Raw genomic sequence first — 22,272 nt, forward strand, 5'->3', positions numbered from 1 at the left:
CCCGTATTATTCTTTGAATAATAGCTTTTAATATAATAAAAACTTGCAAACGAGAAAGACAATGACTTCATTCGCAACGACAACAAGCCAATATTTAACCCCTGAGTATTTACGCGCATTACCTGAGCAGTATGGTAGCCCTGTTTGGGTTTATGATAGCGCGGTGATCATTGAGCGTATCAAGCAATTACAAGTTTTTGATACCGTGCGCTTTGCACAAAAAGCGTGCTCGAATATTCATATCCTTCGCTTAATGAAACAACAAGGCGTTAAAGTCGATTCCGTTTCCTTAGGGGAAATTGAACGTGCGCTGGTGGCAGGATTCCAGCCCGGGCGTGAAAACTCAGAAATCGTCTTTACAGCAGATGTGCTCGATAGGGCGACATTAGCGAAAGTGACTGAGTTAGATATCCCTGTGAATGCAGGCTCGATTGATATGCTTGAACAAATTGGCGAGCAAAAAGCTGGCCATCCTGTTTGGCTGCGTATCAACCCTGGTTTTGGTCACGGTCATAGCCAAAAAACTAATACTGGCGGCGAAAATAGTAAGCACGGTATTTGGCATGAAGACTTATCTTTAGCGTTAGAAAAAATTCGCCATTACAATTTGTCATTGGTTGGTATTCATATGCATATTGGTTCTGGGGTTGACTATCAACATCTTGCCGATGTGTGTGATTCTATGGTGGCGCTAGTCACAACCGCAGGGGTTGACCTTCATGCCATTTCAGCAGGTGGTGGGTTATCAACCCCTTATCGTGAAGGTGATGAATTAATCGATGTGCAGCATTATTACAGCTTATGGGATAACGCTCGCCAACGTATCGAACAACACTTAGGGCACAAAATTGAACTTGAAATAGAACCTGGCCGATATTTGGTTGCGGAATCAGGCGTATTGTTAGCTGAAGTGCGAGCCGTTAAAGATATGGGTAGCCGCCACTATGTGCTTGTAGACAGTGGTTTTAATGACCTAATGCGCCCAGCGATGTATGGCAGCTATCACCATATTTCAGTATTACCCACGGATGGACGTAATGTTGATGGGGCTCAACTAAAAGACACTATTGTCGCTGGCCCTCTGTGTGAATCAGGAGATGTATTTACCCAGTTAGAGGGCGGTTTAGTGGTAACCCGCGCTTTACCCGAGGTGAAAGTTGGCGATTTTCTGGTTTTTCATGACACTGGCGCTTATGGTGCATCCATGTCTTCAAACTACAATAGCCGCCCATTATTACCCGAAGTGATGTTTGTGAATGGCAAACCACAATTGATTCGCCGTCGCCAAACGATAGAGGAATTATTGGCGTTGGAGTTGTAATTTAAATAATTCCTCAAAAAATTAATGGGTCCAGCTATTAAATAAATGGCTGGATTTTTTTGTTTTTAATTAAGGTTAAAACTACTCTTTTAGGTTATTTACAATACTTTTTTATATGTAAAAATAAATTTATTTTCTTCTAATGATTGATTTTATTTAAATGAGAATAATATGAAATTGATGATTTTTATACTTGGCTTAGCCTTTTTAGAGTGTAAAGCTAATGATTTTAAAAGAGATATCATTATGCCATCATATAGGATGTTATCATTTAATTATGATAGTAAGTATTTAATATATGAACCATCTATTAGTGATGAGTACCCACCACCAAGAAATGAAAAAGATTTCTTTTTGTTAGTTGAAAAGGCTGCATCAGGAGATTCAAATAGTAATTTATTATTTTTTAAATTATTCCTTAAGGATTCTAATTGCAAGTATTTTGATTTTAAACCGTCGATACCTAATTTCATCTGCAAAAAAGCTGTTAATTACTTAATTGAATCAGTTAATATAAATCCTGATAATAATATGGCGTTATTTGAAATGAGTAAACTTTATCATAAAGGGGTTGTATTGAATGAAAATGAAAATAAAGCAAATCTAATTCTAGATGAAATAATAAAAAAAGGAGGGAGAGATTCTGTATTAGTCTGTGATTACTTAGTTGAAATTACTCTTTTTGATGATGATGGAAATATAAAAAATATTGATAAATCTAGATATTATGCAGATATTGGTGCTAAAAATGGTAGCGAAAAATGTAAAAAATATCTCAATGATATAGATAACTATATGAGAAATTAATAGAGATAAAAGGAGGGATGTATGGATGTTAAAGAATATATACCAGAACATTATTTACAAAGCGTAAATGAAGGTGATAGTCGATTGTTTGAATTAGATGATAATGGTTTCTCTAGCTATGGAGGACCTAGCTTTACTATATTTGTTTCTCCGCCAGATAGCCAATATATAGATGTTGTAGGTGATAATACAAATATAGGGGATTCTTCTTTTGGTCATATATTTATTGGCCTTAAAGGCATAAATCCGGAAAGTAACCAATTTGAAAGCGTATCTATAGGTTTTAGTGCTGGTAATAGTTTTTTGACCAATACGGATAATATTTCATTCGATGATCATAATAAGTATTCAGAAGCATCATCTTTGACAATTGTGGGACAAGGACCTGTGTTTGATAATGATTTAAATAATTTATTTAAGACATATAATTCAATCAAAAATAATTCGGATGGTAATGAAAATTATAACTTGATATCAAATAATTGTATTGACTTCGTGAGTGAGTTTCTTGAGAAGTCTGGTGTCAATGGTATTAAATTAGCAGGAACACCGAAGAAAAACTTAAAGAAAATAAAGGAAATAGCAAAGGACTATAAAACACCTTTAATTATTGACTTAAATAATAATGGAGTGGAAACTTTATCATATGATTTTGGTGTGCTATTTAAATTTAATGGAGAGCTAAAAAAAACCGGATGGGTTTCTCCCAGTGATGCATTATTGGTGATGGATAAAAATAGTGATGGAATTATTAATGATTCTAGTGAGTTATTTGGGGGTGATTATCTGAAAGAAAATGGTTGTTTTGCATTAAATGGCTTTGATGGCTTAATGGATTTTGATAGCAATAATGATGGATTTGTTAGTAATGATGATTTTTACTGGGAATATCTTAAGTTATGGCGAGATAAAAACAGTGATGGTAAAACGCAGTCTGAAGAATTATTAGGTTTGAGTAAGGCCGGTATTTCATCAATAAGCTTAAATTATTCATTTTCTGATTATGTGGATGGAAATAGTAATCAACATAAATTAATATCAGAGGTAACTTGGATTGATGGAAAAAAACAGATATTGTTGATGTGTGGTTTAAACAAAAAGATATAGCTCATCCTGAAAATCAACTAGCAGAGTTGATTTCATTATTTAATAGTGAGTCATCTATAAGCTTAAATAATGTATTAATGACTACAATGAAAAATACACTACCATTTTTAAAATCAAATAACGATCGCGTATTTAATGGGTTAATATGAAATGGTTATTGGTTGTGTTAGTTTTTATTCTCAGTGGATATGATTCATATTCATATAGTGAAAATTTTTTACAAAGTAGTGACGTGAAACCTCCGTCGTATAGGATGCTTGCTTTTTCTACTAATAATATGAAGCATGAAGAAGAGAAAAATTTTTTTCAGGCCATGACACCAATTGAGACAGCAGAGAAATTTTATCTACTCAAAAATAAAGTAGATGAAGGTGACGCCAAAACCCATTATCTTTTATTTTTATTATATTTTGATGATTCGACCTGTTCTGAAAAAAGTCTAGTCAATTTAAAGCGAATTGCAGATGAAAATTGTTTAATTGGTTTAGAATATTTAAATAAAGCTGTAATGATTGATCCTAATTTTCAGCTGGGTTTATACCGATTAGCTTACTTTAATAACCACGGAGTTGGTGTGGAGATTGATTTAGAGCAGTCAATAAAATATTGGGAAAGGTTGATAGAAACTAAAGGTTATTACCGTCTATTAGCGTTAGAGGCCGCCTCTGAAATCTATTTTTATGAATTTGGAAAAATAGACAAAGCAAAAGAGTATCTAACAATTTGTGCAAATGAAGGTGGGGAGATTTGTCAATTTAAGCTAGGTGACTGGGATAATAAAATTAAATTACGACCTTATATATTAGAGGCTAAACAACGAGCAAACTCCCCGAGTACGTAGAAAATTGATGTATAATTTGCACTAATAAAAAACTCAAGGGGCGAATAACTCCTTGAGTTTTTTTATTACTTAATAAACTTAATAATTAATTAAGCCGCTTTCTTTTTCTTACTAGTTTCTTCATTTGAAGGTTCATCTGGTGACTTTTTTGTCGGAAGTACACCCAAATCATCAAACTCAAACTCATCGACGTTAATCGTCCGTAACCGGCTTGCTTCTGCTTTACGCAAGATATCAGCTTCTTCTTGCGTAATTACGTTTTCAGGAAGTAGTTGGTCAGCAAGCTTATCTAAGCGAGTAAAGCTGAGCTTACGCTCTTTTAAGCGGCAAATACGTTCGAAAATAGGTTCAGCGGCAATGATATCCAGCAAGGCTTGGTTAACTAAGCCATGAGGGTTGTTTTCCGTAGGTGTTAAATACTGCCCACGGCCCAATCTGTCGCGTGTTTCTGATGGCTCCATCAGAATTTGAGCCAGTTTATGGTCTAGTCGGTCTGATGGTGTCGACATCGCACGGCCAGTAGGGAACAGTGTGATGCGCATGATCCCGGCAACCAATTTGTTAGGGAAGTTTTTCAGGAGGTCATCCATCGCTTTTTCTGATTGATATAAACAATCTTCAACCGCCCATTTCACTAATGGTAAGTCTGCTTTCTGGCGACCTTCATCTTCATAACGTTTTAAGGTTGCAGATGCGAGATACAAGTGGCTTAAAATATCCCCTAAACGAGCAGAGATACGTTCACGGCGTTTCAAGCTACCGCCTAACACACCCATAGCAACATCGGATAGCAATGCTAAGTTGGCACTTTGGCGGTTTAGCATTTGATAGTAACGACGTGTTTCATCTTTGGTTGGTGCATGACTTCCACGGCCATTGGTTAAACCAAGCCAGAAGCTACGGAATTGGTTACTAACCACATGTCCAATATGCCCAAATACGGCTTTATCGAATTTATGTAAGTTATTGTCCTGCGCTGCGGCCATTTCTTCTAATACAAAAGGATGGCAACGGATAGCGCCTTGACCGAAGATGATCATACTGCGGGTTAGGATATTTGCCCCTTCAACTGTAATGGCGATAGGTGCGCCTTGATAGGCTCTGGCAACAAAGTTTGAATCCCCAAGACAGATTCCTTTACCACCCGTAATATCCATGGCATCAATAATGGCGCGCTGGCCACGGTGTGTACAGTGGTATTTAACAATAGCGGATAAAACGGCAGGTTTCTCACCTAACATAATTCCAGAGGTGATGAGAGTTGCTGCTGCATCCATTAGATAGGTATTACCCGCGATGCGCGCTAGCGGCTCTTCAATACCTTCCATTTTACCAATAGGTAATTTGAATTGACGGCGAATATAGGAATAAGCGCCCGTTGCCATTGCAATGCTTTTTAAGCTCCCCGTTGAATTGGATGGCAATGTAATGCCACGACCCACTGAAAGGCACTCAACCAACATTCTCCAACCTTGGCCAGCCATTTTTGGCCCACCAATAATGTAATCGATTGGAACAAAAATATCTTTTCCACGTGTAGGACCATTCATAAATGGAATATTTAGTGGGAAGTGGCGGTGACCAATTTCAACACCTGGGGTATTAGTTGGAATTAACGCACAGGTGATACCAAGGTTTTTCTCGCCACCTAAGAGTTTATCAGGGTCTGAAAGTTTGAATGCGAGACCTAGTACAGTGGCAATTGGTGCTAAGGTAATATAGCGTTTGTTCCATGTTAAACGCATTCCTAATACTTGCTCACCTTGCCATTCTCCCATACAAACGACACCTGAATCTGGGATTGCACCAGCATCTGAGCCTGCTTCAGGGCTCGTTAATGCAAAACATGGAATTTCTTCACCCGTCGCTAAGCCCGGTAAATAGCGTTGTTTTTGTTCGTCAGTCCCATAATGCTGTAGTAGTTCGCCAGGGCCTAATGAATTTGGAACACCAACAGTGATAGCAAGAATACCGGATACGCCAGCGAGTTTTTGTAGAACTTGAGACTGTGCATAAGCAGAAAACTCAAGGCCACCATATTCTTTTTTGATGATCATAGCGAAGAAACGGTGATCACGTAGGTATTGCCACACTTCAGGAGGAAGATCCGCAAGTTCATGGCTAACTTCGAAGTCATTGACCATACCACAAACAGTTTCAACGGGCCCATCCATAAAAGCTTGTTCTTCTGCGGTTAATTGTGGTTTTGGGTAGTTATGCAGTTTATTCCAATCTGGAGCACCACGGAAAAGGTCACCTTCCCACCACGTTGTTCCAGCGTCAATGGCTTCTTTTTCTGTACTTGACATTGGCGGCATGACTTTTTGGAACATTTTCATCGCGCGGATAGAGAAAAGCGATTGACGTACGGGAGTGAAGACAAAAGGAAATAAAACCAAGGCAACTGGCAGTAACATCCAGTAGCTCCAAATATTGATGACCCCCATAACCGCGGTATAGGCCAATAATAATATTGAGCTAAAAACTAAAGAGGTTTTGTGGTAACAAAGTACGCCGATTAAGGCGAGAAATAACACAATGCTGAGAAGGATCATAGTTAAGCTCCTGTCCACTTGTAAGAGGTCTGACCTGTTTGTTGCTTTAATCTATACCTATTAATAAAGGATTAGCAATGTATTTACATCTTAATTACAACTTAGCTCACAAAAACGTCATATAAAGGAAATTATCGTAGTAATTAGTCTTATTTGTTTTATGAAAAGTCAGGTTATTGGTTATGAGATACGGTGAATTTTGTCGATAGGGTCATGACAGCACAATCAAAAGTAGAAACAAAATTATCCCTGTGCAACAATCTGACTATTAAAGATTAATTACTGATATCTATCTGAGTTTTGCCATGGAACGCCATTTTTCTTTTAGGATAATTTGGATGTAAATTAATCGTAATTTCTGTAACGTATTCTTAATTAAGAGGAAATCTCATGTATCAAGACTTAATCCGCGGCGAGCTGACTGAAGCGGCCGAGACGTTATCGAATTTCCTTAGCGATGATGCCAATATTAATGCTATCCAACAGGCTGCCGTTCTACTTGCTGACTCTTTTAAAGCAGGTGGCAAAGTATTATCTTGTGGTAATGGGGGCTCTCACTGTGATGCAATGCATTTTGCTGAAGAATTAACTGGGCGTTATCGCGAAAACCGCCCAGGTTATCCTGCGATTGCTATTTCAGATGTGAGTCATTTATCTTGTGTGAGTAATGACTTCGGCTATGAGTTTGTTTTTTCGCGCTTTATCGAAGCTGTTGGCATGAAAGGTGATGTTTTACTCGGAATTTCTACCTCAGGTAATTCAGGAAACATTATTAAAGCGATTGCCGCTGCGCGTGAAAAAGGTATGAAAGTCATCACGCTAACAGGGAAAGATGGCGGGAAAATGGCTGGAACCGCGGATATTGAAATTCGTGTTCCACACTTTGGGTATGCCGACCGTATCCAAGAAATTCATATTAAAGTTATTCATATCTTAATTCAGTTAATCGAAAAAGAGATGGTGAAGTAACGTTATTATTGTTTCAGGAGCTTTTAAATGTGCGAGTTACTTGGCATGAGTGCCAATGTTCCAACCGATATTTCGTTTAGCCTAAGTGGGTTAATTTCCCGAGGGGGCCAAACAGGCCCACATAAAGATGGTTGGGGAATTACCTTTTATGAGGGACTCGGGTGTCGCACATTTAAAGATCCTCAACCTAGTTTTTTATCACCTGTCGCTCGTTTTGTGCAGGAATACCCGATTAAATCAGAAAGTGTTGTTGCGCATATTCGCCAAGCAAATCGAGGGGATGTGTCGTTAGCAAATACTCACCCCTTTACTCGTGAGCTATGGGGACGTAATTGGACTTATGCGCATAATGGGCAGTTAAAGGGGTATCGTACACTGAAAACTGGACGTTATTGCCCAATAGGTGAAACTGATAGCGAATGGGCATTTTGTTGGATACTTCATCAACTCAGTGAAAAATACCCACGCAGGCCATCGAATTGGAAAAGCGTGTTCCGTTTTATTGCGACATTAGCTGACCAATTACGTCATAAAGGGGTATTTAATATGTTGCTGTCTGATGGGCAATATATGATGGCCTTTAGCTCGACGAATTTACATTGGTTAACGCGTAAGGCACCGTTTGGTAAAGCAAAATTACTTGACCAAGATATTGAAATCGATTTTGAGCAGTGCACGACCCCCACTGATGTGGTCTCTGTTATCGCAACGCAACCACTAACGGGTAACGAAAACTGGCAGCGAATTGACCCTGGTAATTTCGTCTTATTCTATCTTGGTGAGCGCATATTGTGATTTAGACCCTAACAATTTTGTTGGGGTATCAGCTTGGTCAATAACCGCATATTTACCTAAAGCGACCGACACCTCGGCAGGCCTTCCTGTGCGGTTGAAATACTCGTAAGCGGGTTGTAGCTGCTTCCAGAAGGCATAATGGCTGGAATTACGGTAGCGCAGCATATTTTCATTTGTCATTTTAAATGGGTAAATGTTGACATTAATGACCGACTGTCCGCTGAGTAAGGCCGTTTCTACTGTTTGGTAAATCTCACCCATATATTTATCGGTCATGGCATAACATCCCACCGAAACGCAACTGCCGTGGATCATAAGATAGCTACCGCTATAGCCTTGCGCTTTATCAAACTCATTAGGAAAACCAATATTGATAGATCGGTAATACCGACTATTAGGATTGAGCTGTTCCGCTGTAATTTGATAAAATCCTTCTGGACTTTTCAGGTCGCCTTCAATTTTTTTGGGACCTAGCCCTCCTGAAAACTTACAAATTGGGTAAGTTTTCGACAGTTTATATTTTCCTGATGGTGTTTTTTGGTAGAGTTCTAATAAACCTTCTTGCTTAAATATTTGAATAAAAATGGATGAGTTTGAGCTATCCGATACGTTATTATTAAGTAGAAATGAATAGTTACTTGCCTGAATAGCAGGAGAATATATGAGTACAAATAAAAAAATTGCACTAAAAAATTTACTTAATTTCATATTTAAGCCATATCAAGAAAATGTTTTTGAACAAAAAGAGTACATATTTTATGCATTCTAGACGAGTAAATCGAAAATTAATATAGTTTGTTAATAGTTTTTAAATGAACCTTTATTGTGTAAATAATAAACAATGATCGATAAATATGAGCTTAAATATCGATAATACCGAATTGTTAACAGAAAAATTTAAATATTAATGCAATTTGCTTGAACTATGTCACTTCTATAGCCGGACATAGAGAGTGGGAACTGATAAAATTGTGGGTGGCAGAAGATAAAATTTAGTAACAATTATGTGAGAATACCTGCTTAAGTGATGACGATTACTTGAGCTATTTTTTATTTAATGAGTCGCTATCATTCATTGCTGAATCGTTAGCTTAGGGTTTAACTGATAAACTTGTGCAGATCTTATGATTAAAATTAAAAAAGGCCTCAACCTTCCTATCGCAGGTGAGCCAGCCCAAGTGATAGAAGACGGCCCGAAAATTCAACACGTAGCTGTGCTAGGTGAGGAATATGTCGGAATGCGTCCTTCGATGCTGGTTAAAGAAGGTGAGCGTGTAGTTAAAGGACAGGTTCTTTTTGAAGATAAAAAGAACCCAGGGGTTTTATTTACAAGCCCAGCCTGCGGTAAAATTGTTGCTATTCATCGTGGTGAGCGTCGTGTGCTTCAATCTGTTGTCATCGAAATTGATGGTGATGAACAAGAAACATTTGCAGCTTATACTCGTGATGAGCTATCAACATTAACGCAACAACAAGTCGAAGATAACTTGATCAAATCGGGTCTGTGGACATCTTTAAGAACGCGTCCATTTAGCCGTTCACCACAACCGGGTTCTTCACCTATCGCTATTTTTGTCACTGCAATGGATACTAACCCACTTGCAGCGGATCCTGTTTTAATTATTAAAGAGCAAGAACAAGCATTTAACGATGGGCTTTTGGTTCTAAGTCGTTTAACAGAAGGTAAAATCCATGTGTGTCATGGAGAGGGAGACTTACCGAAGAATACGGCACATAACCAAATTTCTTATACTCAGTTTGCAGGGCCGCATCCTGCTGGTTTAGCGGGAACTCATATTCATTTCTTAGAACCTGTGAGTATTAAGAAAAAAGTTTGGAGCCTTAATTATCAAGACGTTATTGCTATTGGTAAGCTATTTGTTACGGGTCACCTATACACAGACCGCGTGATTTCATTAGCAGGGCCACAAGTTGAAAAACCTCGTCTTCTGCGTACTCGCCTAGGTGCTGATTTATATGAATTAACACAAGGTCAGCTTAAAACGGGTGAAAATCGTATTATTTCCGGTTCAGTCCTTTGGGGCGTGACATGCGATGATACCCATCACTATCTTGGTCGTTTTCATAATCAAGTCTCAGTGTTAGCCGAAGGTCGCAATAAAGAGTTATTTGGCTGGATTATGCCTGGTGTTAATAAATTTACGATTACTCGTACCACAATCGGGCATTTCCTGAAAAATAAACGTTTTAATTTTACAACGACAATGAACGGTGGCGAGCGTTCGATGGTGCCAATTGGTAACTACGAGCGAGTCATGCCTCTCGATATCATGGTCACTCATTTATTGCGCGATCTCCTTGCTGGAGACACTGACTCATCACAAGAATTGGGCTGTTTAGAGTTGGACGAAGAAGATTTAGGTTTATGTACCTACGTTTGCCCAGCGAAATATGAATATGGTCCGGTGCTACGCGATGTTCTGACCAAGATTGAGCTAGAAGGGTGATTCCATGGGTCTGAAAAATTTATTTGAAAAGTATGAGCACCATTTTGAGCCCGGTGGAAAGCTAGAAAAATACTATGCGTTATTTGAAGCAGTTTCGACTGTTTTTTACACGCCGGGTACGGTAACAAAAGGGCGTTCTCATGTCAGGGATACTATTGACCTGAAACGTATGATGATATTGGTGTGGCTAGCGGTTTTCCCAGCTATGTTCTGGGGAATGTATAACGTTGGTAACCAAGCCATCCCAGCTTTGCATCAATTATATAGCGGGGCTGAATTACAGCAAGTTCTAGCTAGTGATTGGCATTATAGCTTAGCGCAGTTTTTAGGCGCATCACTTTCGATGGATGCGGGATGGGGAAGTAAAATGCTGCTGGGTGCAGTGTATTTCCTTCCTATTTATGCAGTCGTTTTCTTAGTCGGTGGTTTCTGGGAAGTTTTATTCGCCATGATCCGCGGCCATGAAATAAACGAAGGCTTCTTTATTACCTCGATTCTATTTGCCTTAATTGTGCCGCCAACCATTCCTTTATGGCAGGCTGCATTGGGTATCACGTTCGGGGTTGTTATTGCGAAAGAAATTTTTGGCGGTACTGGGCGTAACTTCTTAAACCCGGCATTGGCTGGACGTGCTTTCTTATTCTTTGCTTATCCTGCTCAAATATCAGGTGACTTAGTTTGGACCGCTGCAGATGGCTTCTCTGGTGCAACACCATTATCACAATGGGCAACAGGTGGTGAGCATGCGCTAATGAACACAGTGACTCATGAGCCTATTACTTGGATGCAAGCCTTTTTAGGTAATATGCCAGGTTCAATTGGTGAAGTGTCAACTCTGATGCTGTTTATTGGTGGGGCTCTTATCATGTTCTTCCGTATCGCATCATGGCGCATTGTTGCTGGTGTGATGGTTGGTATGATTGCAATGTCCTACCTATTCAACGCGATTGGCTCTGATACCAACCCGTTATTTGCTATGCCATGGTGGTGGCACATGGTACTCGGTGGCTTCGCATTCGGTATGATTTTTATGGCGACAGACCCAGTATCAGCTTCATTCACAGACAAAGGTAAATGGGCGTACGGCATTCTGATCGGTGTAATGTGTGTTCTTATCAGGGTTGTTAACCCAGCTTATCCAGAAGGGATGATGCTGGCGATCCTATTCGCCAACCTGTTTGCTCCTCTGTTTGACTATCTGGTCGTTCAAGCAAATATTAAGCGGAGAAAAGCTCGTGGCTAATGAAAAACCAATTAATAACGATAGCGTCGGCAGAACATTTCTAGTTGTTTTTATTCTTTGTCTAGTGTGCTCTATTGTCGTCGCAGGTGCTGCCGTTGGTTTAAAACCACAGCAGCAAGAACAGATTCAGTTAGATACTCAACGTAACATTTTAAGTGTTGCTGGGTTGCTACAGCCTAAAATGACCGCTGAGGAAGTTCAAAATGTGTATAAGGATCGCATCGAACCTAAACTTTTGAATTTTAAAACTAATGAATTATCTGATAGCACTAGCCGTTATGACTTAAATAGCGAGCTACGCAGCGAAGAAACGAGTATTGCACTCTCTCCTGCAGAGGATATTGCAAAAATCCGCCGTCGTGCCAATAGCGCTGAAATCTATTTGGTTAAAGATGAAGCAGGAAAAGTATCACAAATTATTTTACCTGTTTACGGTTCTGGTTTGTGGTCTGTCATGTATGCCTTTATTGCGGTAGATGTAGATGGTGTTACCTCTCGTGGTATTACTTACTACGCACATGGTGAAACACCAGGGCTGGGTGGTGAGGTTGATAACCCTCAGTGGAAAGCACAATGGCCAGGTAAAAAGCTGTTCAATGAACAGGGGGTTCCGGCAATTAAAATCGTGCGCGGTGGTGCTACAGATAACCCATACGGTATCGACGGCCTTTCAGGTGCGACTCTAACATCGAACGGGATCCAACATATGTTTGATTTCTGGTTAGGGGATAACGGTTTTGGTCCGTTCCTGAAAAAAGTACGTGAAGGAGCGCTGAATAATGGCTGATTCAAAAGAAGTAAAACGCGTCCTACTTGGGCCGCTATTTGATAACAACCCAATTGCTTTACAGGTATTAGGGGTTTGTTCTGCACTTGCAGTGACAACGAAGTTAGAAACCGCGCTCGTTATGACGATTGCTGTAACCTTAGTAACGGCTTTTTCTAACTTCTTTATCTCACTCATCAGGAACTATATTCCGAGTAGTGTGCGTATTATTGTTCAAATGGCGATTATTGCGTCTTTAGTTATTGTCGTTGACCAAATTTTACGTGCATACGCCTATGAAATATCAAAACAACTTTCTGTATTTGTTGGCTTGATTATTACTAACTGTATCGTCATGGGACGTGCTGAAGCTTACGCAATGAAAGCACCACCAATTGAAAGCTTCATGGACGGTATTGGTAACGGCCTTGGTTATGGTGTGATCCTTGTTTTAGTCGGCTTTTTCCGTGAGTTATTTGGTTCCGGCAAATTGTTTGGTATCACAGTTTTTGAATCACTACAAACCGGTGGTTGGTACATGCCAAATGGCTTGTTCCTCCTCGCGCCAAGTGCATTCTTTATCATTGGTATGCTGATTTGGGGACTACGTACTCTGAAACCAGCTCAGGTAGAGAAGGACTAATCACATGGAACACTATATTAGCCTATTTGTTAAAGCCATTTTTATTGAAAATATGGCATTAGCGTTTTTCTTGGGAATGTGTACTTTCCTTGCGGTGTCGAAGAATGTAAAAACCGCTTTTGGGCTGGGTATCGCTGTAACGGTAGTTCTGGGGATCTCTGTCCCAGCCAATAACTTAGTATACAACTTGGTGTTACGTGATGGTGCGATTGCCGAAGGTATCGATTTATCCTTCTTGAACTTCATCACTTTTATCGGTGTTATTGCCGCGTTAGTTCAGATTCTTGAAATGATTTTAGACCGCTACTTCCCGTCACTGTATAACGCGTTAGGTATCTTTTTGCCATTGATTACCGTTAACTGTGCCATTTTCGGTGGTGTTTCTTTCATGGCTCAGCGTGATTATAACTTTAGCGAATCGATTGTGTATGGGTTCGGTTCGGGGATCGGTTGGATGCTCGCAATCGTATTGCTGGCGGCTATCCGTGAGAAGATGAAGTACTCAGATATTCCATCGGGTCTAAAAGGGTTAGGTATCACCTTTGTGACAACCGGTTTAATGGCATTGGGCTTTATGTCCTTCTCCGGTGTGCAGCTATAAAGGCGAGAAGAATTCATGGAAATTATTATTTTAGGTGTCGTGATGTTTACCCTGATTGTCTTGGTGCTGACAGGTTTAATCCTGTTTGCTAAATCCAAGCTAGTCAATACAGGGAACATCAAAGTTGAAGTTAATGGCGATCCAGACAAAAGTTTTGAAGCTCCGGCGGGCGACAAACTGTTAGGCATGCTATCAAACCAAGGTATTTTTGTTTCATCAGCATGTGGCGGCGGTGGCTCTTGTGGTCAGTGCCGTGTGAAAATCAAAGAAGGCGGTGGTGATATTCTGCCAACTGAGCTTTCACACATCAACAAACGTGAAGCAAAAGAAGGCTGCCGATTAGCGTGTCAGGTCAACGTTAAGCAAGATTTAAAAATTGAGCTTCCAGAAGAAATTTTTGGTGTGAAAAAATGGGAGTGTGAAGTTATTTCTAATGATAACAAAGCCACTTTCATTAAAGAGCTTAAACTGAAAATTCCAGAAGGAGAGGTAGTTCCTTTCCGTGCGGGTGGTTTTATTCAGATTGAATGTCCGGCACATGTTGTCAAATACGAAGATTTTGATGTACCAGAAGAGTACCGCGAAGATTGGGATAAATTTAACCTGTTCCGTTATGTATCTGAGGTTAAAGAGCCAACTGTTCGCGCCTATTCGATGGCAAACTACCCGGAAGAGTATGGCATTATCATGCTAAACGTGCGTATTGCTACGCCACCACCTCGTAATCCAGATGTCCCACCGGGGATCATGTCTTCTTATATTTGGTCATTAAAGCCAGGGGATAAAGTCACTATTTCTGGGCCGTTTGGTGAATTCTTTGCTAAAGAAACGGAAGCAGAAATGGTGTTTATCGGTGGTGGTGCGGGAATGGCGCCAATGCGTTCTCACATATTTGACCAACTGCGTCGTTTGGATTCTAAACGTAAGATCAGTTTCTGGTATGGTGCGCGTTCAGTCCGTGAAATGTTCTACACTGAAGATTTTGACCAACTTGCCGCAGAACATGAAAACTTTACATGGCATGTCGCGCTTTCAGACCCTATGCCTGAAGATAATTGGGATGGTTATACAGGTTTCATCCATAATGTCTTATATGAAAACTACTTAAAAGACCATCCAGCGCCAGAAGATTGTGAGTTCTATATGTGTGGACCTCCAATGATGAATGCTGCTGTGATTAAAATGTTGAAAGACCTCGGTGTTGAAGATGAAAATATCCTGTTGGATGACTTCGGTGGTTAAGCAACTTAGCTGATTTTATTAGACTTATCAAAGTCAGTAGACAGTAACACTTTAAAGAGGGAAAATATTTTCCCTCTTTGTGATTTTAGTAAATCTATTAAGTGCTAATTAGTTAGCGCTTAATAGGTAGATTTATAATTATTTTGACTGGAACATTCTCTGCATGGGTGACGATGTAAAGTGTGTTAATAGTCTGGGCGGCCTTAACAAAATGCGCTCATGATTGACGCGGAGAAAATTATGCTAAGTAAAAGAATCTATACCCCAATACTGCTATTTGTTGCAGCTCTGTTTCTTACTGCCTGTGGTGGACCTGAACAACAGAATCTTCAGGGGCAAACGATGGGGACGTACTATTCGGTTAAATATGTTACAGATTCTTCGGAGCCAAAGCCTGAAGTCATTCAAGCCGAAATAGATAAACGTTTGGAGGAAGTTAACGACCAAATGTCAACATATCGCCCAGATTCAGAATTAAGTCGTTTTAATCAATTTAAAGAAGTGAATACGCCGTTCCCAGTTTCTGCAGCAACCGCAACTGTGGTTAAAAAAGCCATTGAAATTAATAAGCTTACTAATGGTTCATTAGATGTAACGGTTGGGCCTTTAGTTAATTTATGGGGTTTTGGCCCTGAAGGAAGAGTGACTAAAGCGCCTTCTGATGAAGAGTTGGCTAAGCGTAGAGCCTGGACTGGTATCGAGAAACTCTCGGTTCAGGATAATAACCTAATTAAAACGATCCCTGAGCTGTACGTCGACCTTTCCTCAATTGCTAAAGGTTATGGTGTCGACGTTGTTGCTGAATATTTAGAATCATTGGATATCAATAATTATATGGTTGATATTGGTGGTGAAGTGCGTACGAAAGGAACAAATGGTAAAGAAGTACCATGGCGTATTGCAATAGAAAAACCTGTAGCGGATGGGGTAAGCCAAACAGCACAAGAGATTATTGAACCAGGTGACCGTTCTATCGCTACATCAGGAGATTACCGTAATTATTTCGAGCAAGATGGCGTTCGTTTTTCTCATACCATTGACCCAAAAACAGGCAAGCCAATCACTCATAATTTAGTTTCTATTACGGTGATTGCAGAAAATTGCATGAGTGCTGATGGCCTATCTACGGGGCTAAATGTTTTAGGGCCTGAAGTTGGCTTTGATTTAGCTGAAAAAATGAATATTCCTGTTTTTATGATTGTTAAGACAGATAAAGGTTTTGAAGAGCGTTATACTAAGGCATTCGAACCATTTTTAACTAAAAAACAGTAGTTTTGGGAGGATAAAAGATGCTAAATGTTTTTATTGCAGCCTTTGTACTGTTTTTGCTGGCCTTTTTAGGCATGTCACTTGGATATATTATTAAGCGTAAGAGTATCCAAGGTAGCTGCGGCGGGTTAAGCAGTATTGGTGTTGATAAAGTGTGTGATTGCCCTGAGCCTTGCGATGCACGTAAAAAGCGTATGGCACGTGAAGAAGCCCGCCAAAAAATACTGGATAAAAACCGTATTATTTGAATAGTAATATTTAACGGTTCTATAACTAGTAATGAGCCGGAGATGTCTAAATATAGTTATTAGACATCTCCAAATATTACTTTCCCGTTATACAGCCTAAATTAATTGCATTTTCTTAGCACATGAAACAGAGACAGGGTAATTAACATGCATGCTTTTTGTCTCACCATCAAATCTAATCGTGACCTTTCCATTATCATTGTTGTTAATTTGGCAAGGTAAAAAATCACCACTACTCCACAGTTCATTATTTTTCGTAGTAATTTTAGCTTTCCAAGCACTTTTACCTGTTGTTGAGTAAGGGAATGAATTTACGTTAGAGCTAGATGTGGCATGTGCTAGATTATAAAATATAAACACATTATCATAGGGGTTATCACTATTATGATAATGTATTTCAACTTTCCTTAATGTTTCATTCCAATAATTCTCGACAATCATTGTTCCAATATTTGACATATAAAACCTTTTTTATATTATTTTAAATAGAATTTTTGTGATGGATTAAATATATCAAGTTTTCTATAGCAGTAAATTAAGAACAATTGTTATTAATTGATGAAAAGAATGTTTTTAAGATGTGATTTAATTCCTAAGCTATTATTAAAGTAATAATAGCTTAGGTGATGTTATTAGATTATTTTTTAAATGCTTTTGGGGAATCAACCATTACAGCATCAACACCAATTTCTTTTGCGAGTTGGTAGTCACTGTCATTATTAACACCAAAGACAATGATATAGGCATTACCATTTTTTCTAAAACAGTCGATGGCCTCTTTATCCCATGAAAGGGTAGCTGGTGAGCGTGCCTCACCTAATGTATATTTTTCAACTACTTCAACTTTACGATGTAGCTCAAAGCCATACCAACGAGTAGTGGTTTTGTCATTTTCTATTGAGCATTGATGGTTCATCACGATATTTGCCAACATAGTCCGAGTTTCATCACGGCTTTCAAATAGTGAAATTTTTGATGAAAGGGATTTTAGCGCTTTTAAAAATTCATCATTAGTGGAATAAAAACGTACTTGGCTAAATGAATTAGTTTTATCTAGTAATGCAAGGATAGCTTGTGCTTGGATATTAGGGTCTGCATCAGGTGATTTTAAATCAATATAAAAAGTCGTATCAGGGTATTTTTTTAAAATAGTTTCTAGTCTACTAATAGTAGTATCTTGCATAGGTAGTTGCAGGTTATTTTTTATATTGTATTTATATGCAGCATTTATACGGTTAAGTTGCAGGGCATTATATTTTGATACTGGACCTTCATGGTCTGTAAGTGAGCTTAAGTCACTTGGACGATATAAAACGAGTTGATTATCTTTACTTAACTGAACGGTAAGCCAAATAGCGTCAGCATTATTTTTCTTTGCTAAATCAATTGCATAAATTGTATTTTCTGGTGCATCAGCCGTTCCTGCACGGTGAGCAACAATTTTAGGGGATAGTGCAAAAACGGTTTGGCTAGCAAACAGTATTATGAGAGTTGCCATAAATTTAAAATATTTTGATGTTGATGTAATTGCCATAGAGATGATCCATAAATAGTTTTTCAAGGTATTGTCGTTGGTAAAACAACTCTTTTTATTACTTTTTTGTTTAAAAGTAAGTATTAACACTTATTTTTAAGACAAACTTTAAATAAAATCTTTATTGGATAGATTGGCAGATGATTATTGCAATATGATGAATTACCTAGTTATCATTAAGTTAGCTTGTTATTCATCCATTTATGGTGGTCTGATAATAATTGCATGGCTATTAAAGATACTGTATATTTAAACAGTTGATTGATTGTTAGGGTATACTCGTGCGTAAAATTATTCATATTGATATGGACTGCTTTTATGCCGCCATCGAGATGCGTGACGACCCAAGCCTTCGCAATGTACCTATTGCGGTGGGAGGTAGCGCAGATCGCCGAGGAGTGATTAGTACTGCAAATTATGAAGCACGTCGCTACGGTGTTCATAGTGCGATGTCTACAGCGATTGCACTTAGGCTTTGCCCTCACTTGAAAGTGGTTCCTGGGCATATGGCACTTTATAAAGAAACCTCTCTTCATATTCGAAAAATATTTGCGCGTTACACAGACCTCATAGAACCGCTTTCTCTTGATGAGGCTTATTTGGATGTTACGGATTGTACGCAATTACACGGCTCTGCAACGTTAATTGCTGAGGCTATCCGTAAGCAAATCTTTGATGAATTACAGCTCACTGCTTCAGCGGGGATCGCTCCAATAAAATTTTTGGCAAAGATTGCTTCCGATATGAACAAACCGAATGGCCAATTCGTGATCACACCACAAGATATCGATCAATTCGTTCTTAAATTGCCGCTAAAAAAAATACCAGGAGTGGGTAAGGTAACAGCCCAAAAATTAGCGGATATGGGGTTGGTGACTTGTGCCGATGTTCAAAAATATGATGTAGTTGCGTTGATTAAAAGCATGGGGAAATTTGGGCAGGTACTTTGGGAGCGTTGCCATGGTATCGATGAACGTGCGATTAACCCTGATAGGCTTAGGAAATCGGTAGGAGTTGAACGTACACTTACAGAAGATATCTATCAATGGGAAGATTGCTTGCCGTTGTTGGATAAATTATACGATGAACTCCAACTGCGTTTAGCAAAGGTAAAGCCTGACCTTCGTATTGCTCGCCAAGGTGTAAAATTTAAATTTGCAGACTTTCAGCAAACGACACAAGAACATGTATATCCAGTTCTCAATAAACAAGATTTGGTACAAATAGCGAAAAAAGCTTGGGATAACCGCCGCTTAGGGCGTGGCGTTCGGTTAGTTGGTTTGCATGTGATGCTGCAAAGTCCTCAGCTTGAACGGCAATTATTACTTGAATTATAAAAAACACCCATCGTATGATAGGTGTTTGATTTACAATTAATTAGTTGTTTATTCTTTAACTGGAATTGCTTTTAAAACCGCAGTTAATAATTTCCAATACTCACCAACGCTTGCAATATGCACACGCTCATCAGGGGAGTGCGCACCACGAATAGTTGGCCCAATTGAAACCATATCCATGTCTGGGTAAGGCTTTTTGAATAAGCCACACTCAAGGCCTGCGTGGATCACCATCACATTAGGAATTTTACCGAATAGTTTGTTGTAGGTATCACTGACTAAATGCATCACTGGTGAGTCTGCATCGGGCTGCCAACCAGGGTAGCTGCCTTCTGCTCGATATTGGGCTTGTGCTAATTTACTGATAGATGTCAGCATGTTAACAACGTAGTTCTTGCCGCTATCGATAAGTGAGCGAACAAGGAAGATAATTTCTGCTTTATCTTCAGTTAGGCGTACCACACCTTCATTAAGTGACGTTTCAACCACGCCAATAGCCACATCGCTCATGCGAATTACACCGTTCGGTGCTGCATTTAAGAAGAAAACAAAACGCTTTTGGCAATCATCAGAAAGGGCTTTTAGCTCACTTTGCGTTTCGTCAAGTAGCAGAACAAGGTTAGGCTCAACAACAGCTAATTCATTTTTCAGAATATCTTCATAGCGCGTTCTCAGTGCCGTTAATTCAGCAACTTTGTCTGCTGGAACAGCAATAATGGCATAGGCTTCACGAGGAATCGCATTGCGAACAGTACCCCCTCTGAAATCTAATAATTTTAGGCTTAAATCTTCTGCGTGCCCTGCTAGAAAACGAGCTAACAGCTTATTGGCATTACCTAAACCTAAATGTACATCACCACCGGAGTGACCACCTTTTAGGCCTTTTAGGGTCATTGTGAAGGTTTTATAGCCTTGTGGTAATGCTTCACGAGTCAGGTCAAACGTGGTTGTAAAATCAACACCACCAGCGCAACCCATGTAAATTTCACCTTCTTCTTCGGAGTCGGTGTTTATCAAAATATCTGCTTGTAACCAGCCTGCTTTCAAGCCAAAAGCACCTTCCATACCGGCTTCTTCGGTCATGGTCAGGAGAACTTCCATTGGCCCATGCTCAACGCTATCGTCAGCAAGAACAGCCAAAGCAGAAGCTAAGCCAATGCCGTTATCAGCACCTAAAGTGGTGCCTTCAGCAGTAACCCACTCACCATTAACATAGGGACGAATTGGATCTGTTTTAAAGTCATGTACCGTGTCGTTATTTTTTTGTGGCACCATGTCCAAGTGAGCTTGTAAAACAACACCTTTACGGTTTTCATAACCAGGCGTAGCAGGTTTACGGATCAGAATATTGCCTACTTCATCACGTTCAACGTGAAAGCCTTTTTGTTTTGACCAATCAACAATATGCGCGGCTAAGGCTTCTTCGTGATACGAAGGGTGTGGGATAGAACAGATTTTAGCGAAGATATCCCATAGCGGTTGGGGGGATAATGTAGCTAGCTCAGACACGTCTCTCTCCTTTTATTTTCCCTTTATATTTCAATCTGTAGCGTTGTTGGCTTCATTCATAAATCCCAGTCACATACTTATGTATGCTCCTAGGATTTACTCATTTGCCGCCTAGCTACAAATTGAACTATTTAGGGATAATATCCTGAATAACCCAGTAGGAGCTGATTGGCAACCAACGTTAATTTCAGCTTCAATTTTAAAAGGAATATTGCTGTAATTATGACCTAACAGCCTGAAGTTTCGAATTAAAGGCTGCCTCTTTTATAAACTCAGGATAACACTTTCTTTTGAGCAATGGACAGTGTAAATGATAATAATTAATGGCGAATGGTGCTTTTTGCTGGTTTTTAACCGGCCAAATCACTATAATCTCGCGCAACCTTTTTTCCGCAAGACACTTTTCAGATTTACTCAGCAGTCGGGACCCGAATTTTATGAGCGAAAAATATGTCGTAACGTGGGATATGTTGCAAATACATGCCCGTAAACTCGCACAACGTTTATTACCAGTAGAACAATGGACCGGTATTATCGCGGTTAGCCGTGGTGGCCTTGTTCCTGGAGCACTGCTTGCACGCGAACTTGGTATTCGTAACGTTGATACCGTTTGTATTTCTAGCTATGACCATAATAACCAGCGCGAATTAACCGTGATTAAACGTGCAGAAGGTGATGGTGAAGGCTATATTGTCATCGATGATTTAGTAGATACAGGCGGCACAGCTCAAGCTATCCGTAACATGTACCCTAAAGCACATTTTGTCACCATCTTTGCAAAACCTGCAGGCCGTCCATTAGTTGATGACTACGTAGTTGATATTCCACAAGACACATGGATCGAACAACCATGGGACATGGGTGTCGTTTTTGTTAAACCATTGTGTGAACAAGATAAATAAATCTGTTTTTCATGAGCGTTTTAGGTGAAAACATTGTAATTATAAAGCGTTATAGGTTTTATTGATTGCAAAAACACATTAATACCTAAAATTTTTGAGCTAAACACGATATAAT

General features: G+C 39.4%; 21 protein-coding genes. 16 read left to right on the forward strand and 5 right to left on the reverse strand.

Annotated elements, in window-relative coordinates:
* Positions 1–61: 61 nt before the first annotated feature.
* The 4 genes from lysA (at position 62) to M1F17_RS04580 (ending at position 4,076) form a co-directional block, all read left to right on the forward strand.
* Complete coding sequence (gene lysA / locus M1F17_RS04565; RefSeq protein ID WP_004264731.1) at positions 62–1,321, forward strand: diaminopimelate decarboxylase; 1,260 nt, start codon at positions 62–64, stop codon at positions 1,319–1,321.
* A 171-nt stretch (positions 1,322–1,492) separates the two neighbouring features.
* A complete protein-coding gene (locus M1F17_RS04570) occupies positions 1,493–2,128 on the forward strand; it encodes a sel1 repeat family protein (protein ID WP_318837268.1) in 636 nt (211 codons plus the stop codon).
* A 21-nt stretch (positions 2,129–2,149) separates the two neighbouring features.
* The gene (locus M1F17_RS04575; RefSeq protein WP_272674216.1) at positions 2,150–3,235 is read left to right on the forward strand and encodes a hypothetical protein; all 1,086 of its coding nucleotides are present in this window, start codon (positions 2,150–2,152) and stop codon (positions 3,233–3,235) included.
* Positions 3,236–3,380: 145 nt separating this feature from the next.
* Positions 3,381–4,076, forward strand: a complete 696-nt coding sequence (locus M1F17_RS04580) for a hypothetical protein (RefSeq protein ID WP_004264740.1) — start codon at positions 3,381–3,383, stop codon at positions 4,074–4,076.
* 89 nt (positions 4,077–4,165) lie between these two features.
* Here M1F17_RS04580 and fadE read toward each other — a convergent pair whose 3' ends face one another.
* A complete protein-coding gene (gene fadE / locus M1F17_RS04585) occupies positions 4,166–6,631 on the reverse strand; it encodes an acyl-CoA dehydrogenase FadE (protein WP_198633783.1) in 2,466 nt (821 codons plus the stop codon).
* 390 nt (positions 6,632–7,021) lie between these two features.
* Here fadE and lpcA point away from each other — a divergent pair, with 390 nt between their 5' ends.
* Complete coding sequence (gene lpcA / locus M1F17_RS04590; protein WP_164564681.1) at positions 7,022–7,600, forward strand: D-sedoheptulose 7-phosphate isomerase; 579 nt, start codon at positions 7,022–7,024, stop codon at positions 7,598–7,600.
* A 27-nt stretch (positions 7,601–7,627) separates the two neighbouring features.
* A complete protein-coding gene (locus M1F17_RS04595) occupies positions 7,628–8,395 on the forward strand; it encodes a class II glutamine amidotransferase (RefSeq protein ID WP_004264748.1) in 768 nt (255 codons plus the stop codon).
* Here the strand turns inward: M1F17_RS04595 and M1F17_RS04600 are convergent.
* Positions 8,366–9,103, reverse strand: a complete 738-nt coding sequence (locus M1F17_RS04600) for a L,D-transpeptidase family protein (protein WP_094962038.1) — start codon at positions 9,101–9,103, stop codon at positions 8,366–8,368. The two genes, M1F17_RS04595 and M1F17_RS04600, sit on opposite strands and share 30 nt — an antisense overlap.
* Before the next feature lie 416 nt (positions 9,104–9,519).
* On the opposite strand from M1F17_RS04600, the gene M1F17_RS04605 reads away from it, so the two are divergent.
* From M1F17_RS04605 to nqrM, 8 genes are all read left to right on the forward strand, one after another.
* Positions 9,520–10,863 carry a Na(+)-translocating NADH-quinone reductase subunit A gene (locus tag M1F17_RS04605; protein ID WP_112307888.1) on the forward strand — a complete coding sequence of 448 codons (1,344 nt, stop codon included), beginning with the start codon at positions 9,520–9,522 and terminating at the stop codon, positions 10,861–10,863.
* 4 nt (positions 10,864–10,867) lie between these two features.
* Positions 10,868–12,106: an NADH:ubiquinone reductase (Na(+)-transporting) subunit B gene (locus M1F17_RS04610; RefSeq protein ID WP_004264756.1), complete on the forward strand. Its 1,239-nt coding sequence runs from the start codon at positions 10,868–10,870 to the stop codon at positions 12,104–12,106.
* Positions 12,099–12,893: a Na(+)-translocating NADH-quinone reductase subunit C gene (locus M1F17_RS04615; protein ID WP_110592315.1), complete on the forward strand. Its 795-nt coding sequence runs from the start codon at positions 12,099–12,101 to the stop codon at positions 12,891–12,893. Before M1F17_RS04610 ends, M1F17_RS04615 begins: the two co-directional genes overlap by 8 nt.
* Complete coding sequence (locus M1F17_RS04620) at positions 12,886–13,515, forward strand: NADH:ubiquinone reductase (Na(+)-transporting) subunit D (protein ID WP_004264762.1); 630 nt, start codon at positions 12,886–12,888, stop codon at positions 13,513–13,515. Before M1F17_RS04615 ends, M1F17_RS04620 begins: the two co-directional genes overlap by 8 nt.
* A 4-nt stretch (positions 13,516–13,519) precedes the next feature.
* Positions 13,520–14,116: an NADH:ubiquinone reductase (Na(+)-transporting) subunit E gene (gene nqrE / locus M1F17_RS04625; protein ID WP_004264764.1), complete on the forward strand. Its 597-nt coding sequence runs from the start codon at positions 13,520–13,522 to the stop codon at positions 14,114–14,116.
* Between the two features lie 15 nt (positions 14,117–14,131).
* Entirely contained in the window at positions 14,132–15,358 is a 1,227-nt protein-coding gene (gene nqrF / locus M1F17_RS04630; RefSeq protein WP_004264766.1) for an NADH:ubiquinone reductase (Na(+)-transporting) subunit F, read from the forward strand.
* Between the two features lie 240 nt (positions 15,359–15,598).
* A complete protein-coding gene (locus M1F17_RS04635; RefSeq protein ID WP_036958908.1) occupies positions 15,599–16,630 on the forward strand; it encodes an FAD:protein FMN transferase in 1,032 nt (343 codons plus the stop codon).
* A 17-nt stretch (positions 16,631–16,647) separates the two neighbouring features.
* Positions 16,648–16,875, forward strand: coding sequence for a (Na+)-NQR maturation NqrM (nqrM, locus tag M1F17_RS04640; RefSeq protein ID WP_004264769.1), 228 nt, complete (start codon positions 16,648–16,650; stop codon positions 16,873–16,875).
* Positions 16,876–16,971: 96 nt separating this feature from the next.
* Here nqrM and M1F17_RS04645 read toward each other — a convergent pair whose 3' ends face one another.
* Positions 16,972–17,334, reverse strand: coding sequence for a hypothetical protein (locus tag M1F17_RS04645; protein WP_210852687.1), 363 nt, complete (start codon positions 17,332–17,334; stop codon positions 16,972–16,974).
* A 178-nt stretch (positions 17,335–17,512) separates the two neighbouring features.
* Complete coding sequence (locus M1F17_RS04650; RefSeq protein ID WP_110592314.1) at positions 17,513–18,409, reverse strand: glycerophosphodiester phosphodiesterase family protein; 897 nt, start codon at positions 18,407–18,409, stop codon at positions 17,513–17,515.
* A gap of 281 nt (positions 18,410–18,690) precedes the next feature.
* Between M1F17_RS04650 and dinB the strand changes: the two genes are divergently transcribed.
* Entirely contained in the window at positions 18,691–19,746 is a 1,056-nt protein-coding gene (gene dinB, locus M1F17_RS04655) for a DNA polymerase IV (protein ID WP_036958912.1), read from the forward strand.
* A 48-nt stretch (positions 19,747–19,794) separates the two neighbouring features.
* Here dinB and pepD read toward each other — a convergent pair whose 3' ends face one another.
* On the reverse strand, positions 19,795–21,255 hold the full coding sequence (gene pepD, locus M1F17_RS04660) for a beta-Ala-His dipeptidase (RefSeq protein ID WP_004264782.1): 1,461 nt from the start codon (positions 21,253–21,255) through the stop codon (positions 19,795–19,797).
* 437 nt (positions 21,256–21,692) lie between these two features.
* Between pepD and gpt the strand changes: the two genes are divergently transcribed.
* Positions 21,693–22,157 carry a xanthine phosphoribosyltransferase gene (gene gpt, locus M1F17_RS04665; RefSeq protein WP_036958965.1) on the forward strand — a complete coding sequence of 155 codons (465 nt, stop codon included), beginning with the start codon at positions 21,693–21,695 and terminating at the stop codon, positions 22,155–22,157.
* Positions 22,158–22,272 lie beyond the last annotated feature (115 nt).

Origin of the sequence: Providencia sp. PROV073 (assembly GCF_033688125.1) — a bacterium.
Lineage (GTDB): Bacteria > Pseudomonadota > Gammaproteobacteria > Enterobacterales > Enterobacteriaceae > Providencia > Providencia hangzhouensis.

What these genes read in the sequence shown, in the direction of transcription:
- nqrF (WP_004264766.1), top strand. Translation starts at nt 14,132, where the DNA reads ATGGAAATTATTATTTTAGGTGTCGTGATGTTTACCCTGATTGTCTTG.
- nqrM (WP_004264769.1), top strand. Translation starts at nt 16,648, where the DNA reads ATGCTAAATGTTTTTATTGCAGCCTTTGTACTGTTTTTGCTGGCCTTT.
- nqrE (WP_004264764.1), top strand. Translation starts at nt 13,520, where the DNA reads ATGGAACACTATATTAGCCTATTTGTTAAAGCCATTTTTATTGAAAAT.
- M1F17_RS04575 (WP_272674216.1), top strand. Translation starts at nt 2,150, where the DNA reads ATGGATGTTAAAGAATATATACCAGAACATTATTTACAAAGCGTAAAT.
- M1F17_RS04620 (WP_004264762.1), top strand. Translation starts at nt 12,886, where the DNA reads ATGGCTGATTCAAAAGAAGTAAAACGCGTCCTACTTGGGCCGCTATTT.
- M1F17_RS04645 (WP_210852687.1), bottom strand. Translation starts at nt 17,334, where the DNA reads ATGTCAAATATTGGAACAATGATTGTCGAGAATTATTGGAATGAAACA.
- M1F17_RS04605 (WP_112307888.1), top strand. Translation starts at nt 9,520, where the DNA reads ATGATTAAAATTAAAAAAGGCCTCAACCTTCCTATCGCAGGTGAGCCA.
- lpcA (WP_164564681.1), top strand. Translation starts at nt 7,022, where the DNA reads ATGTATCAAGACTTAATCCGCGGCGAGCTGACTGAAGCGGCCGAGACG.
- lysA (WP_004264731.1), top strand. Translation starts at nt 62, where the DNA reads ATGACTTCATTCGCAACGACAACAAGCCAATATTTAACCCCTGAGTAT.
- M1F17_RS04595 (WP_004264748.1), top strand. Translation starts at nt 7,628, where the DNA reads ATGTGCGAGTTACTTGGCATGAGTGCCAATGTTCCAACCGATATTTCG.
- fadE (WP_198633783.1), bottom strand. Translation starts at nt 6,631, where the DNA reads ATGATCCTTCTCAGCATTGTGTTATTTCTCGCCTTAATCGGCGTACTT.
- M1F17_RS04650 (WP_110592314.1), bottom strand. Translation starts at nt 18,409, where the DNA reads ATGGCAATTACATCAACATCAAAATATTTTAAATTTATGGCAACTCTC.
- M1F17_RS04580 (WP_004264740.1), top strand. Translation starts at nt 3,381, where the DNA reads ATGAAATGGTTATTGGTTGTGTTAGTTTTTATTCTCAGTGGATATGAT.
- M1F17_RS04635 (WP_036958908.1), top strand. Translation starts at nt 15,599, where the DNA reads ATGCTAAGTAAAAGAATCTATACCCCAATACTGCTATTTGTTGCAGCT.
- M1F17_RS04600 (WP_094962038.1), bottom strand. Translation starts at nt 9,103, where the DNA reads ATGAAATTAAGTAAATTTTTTAGTGCAATTTTTTTATTTGTACTCATA.
- gpt (WP_036958965.1), top strand. Translation starts at nt 21,693, where the DNA reads ATGAGCGAAAAATATGTCGTAACGTGGGATATGTTGCAAATACATGCC.
- M1F17_RS04570 (WP_318837268.1), top strand. Translation starts at nt 1,493, where the DNA reads ATGAAATTGATGATTTTTATACTTGGCTTAGCCTTTTTAGAGTGTAAA.
- M1F17_RS04610 (WP_004264756.1), top strand. Translation starts at nt 10,868, where the DNA reads ATGGGTCTGAAAAATTTATTTGAAAAGTATGAGCACCATTTTGAGCCC.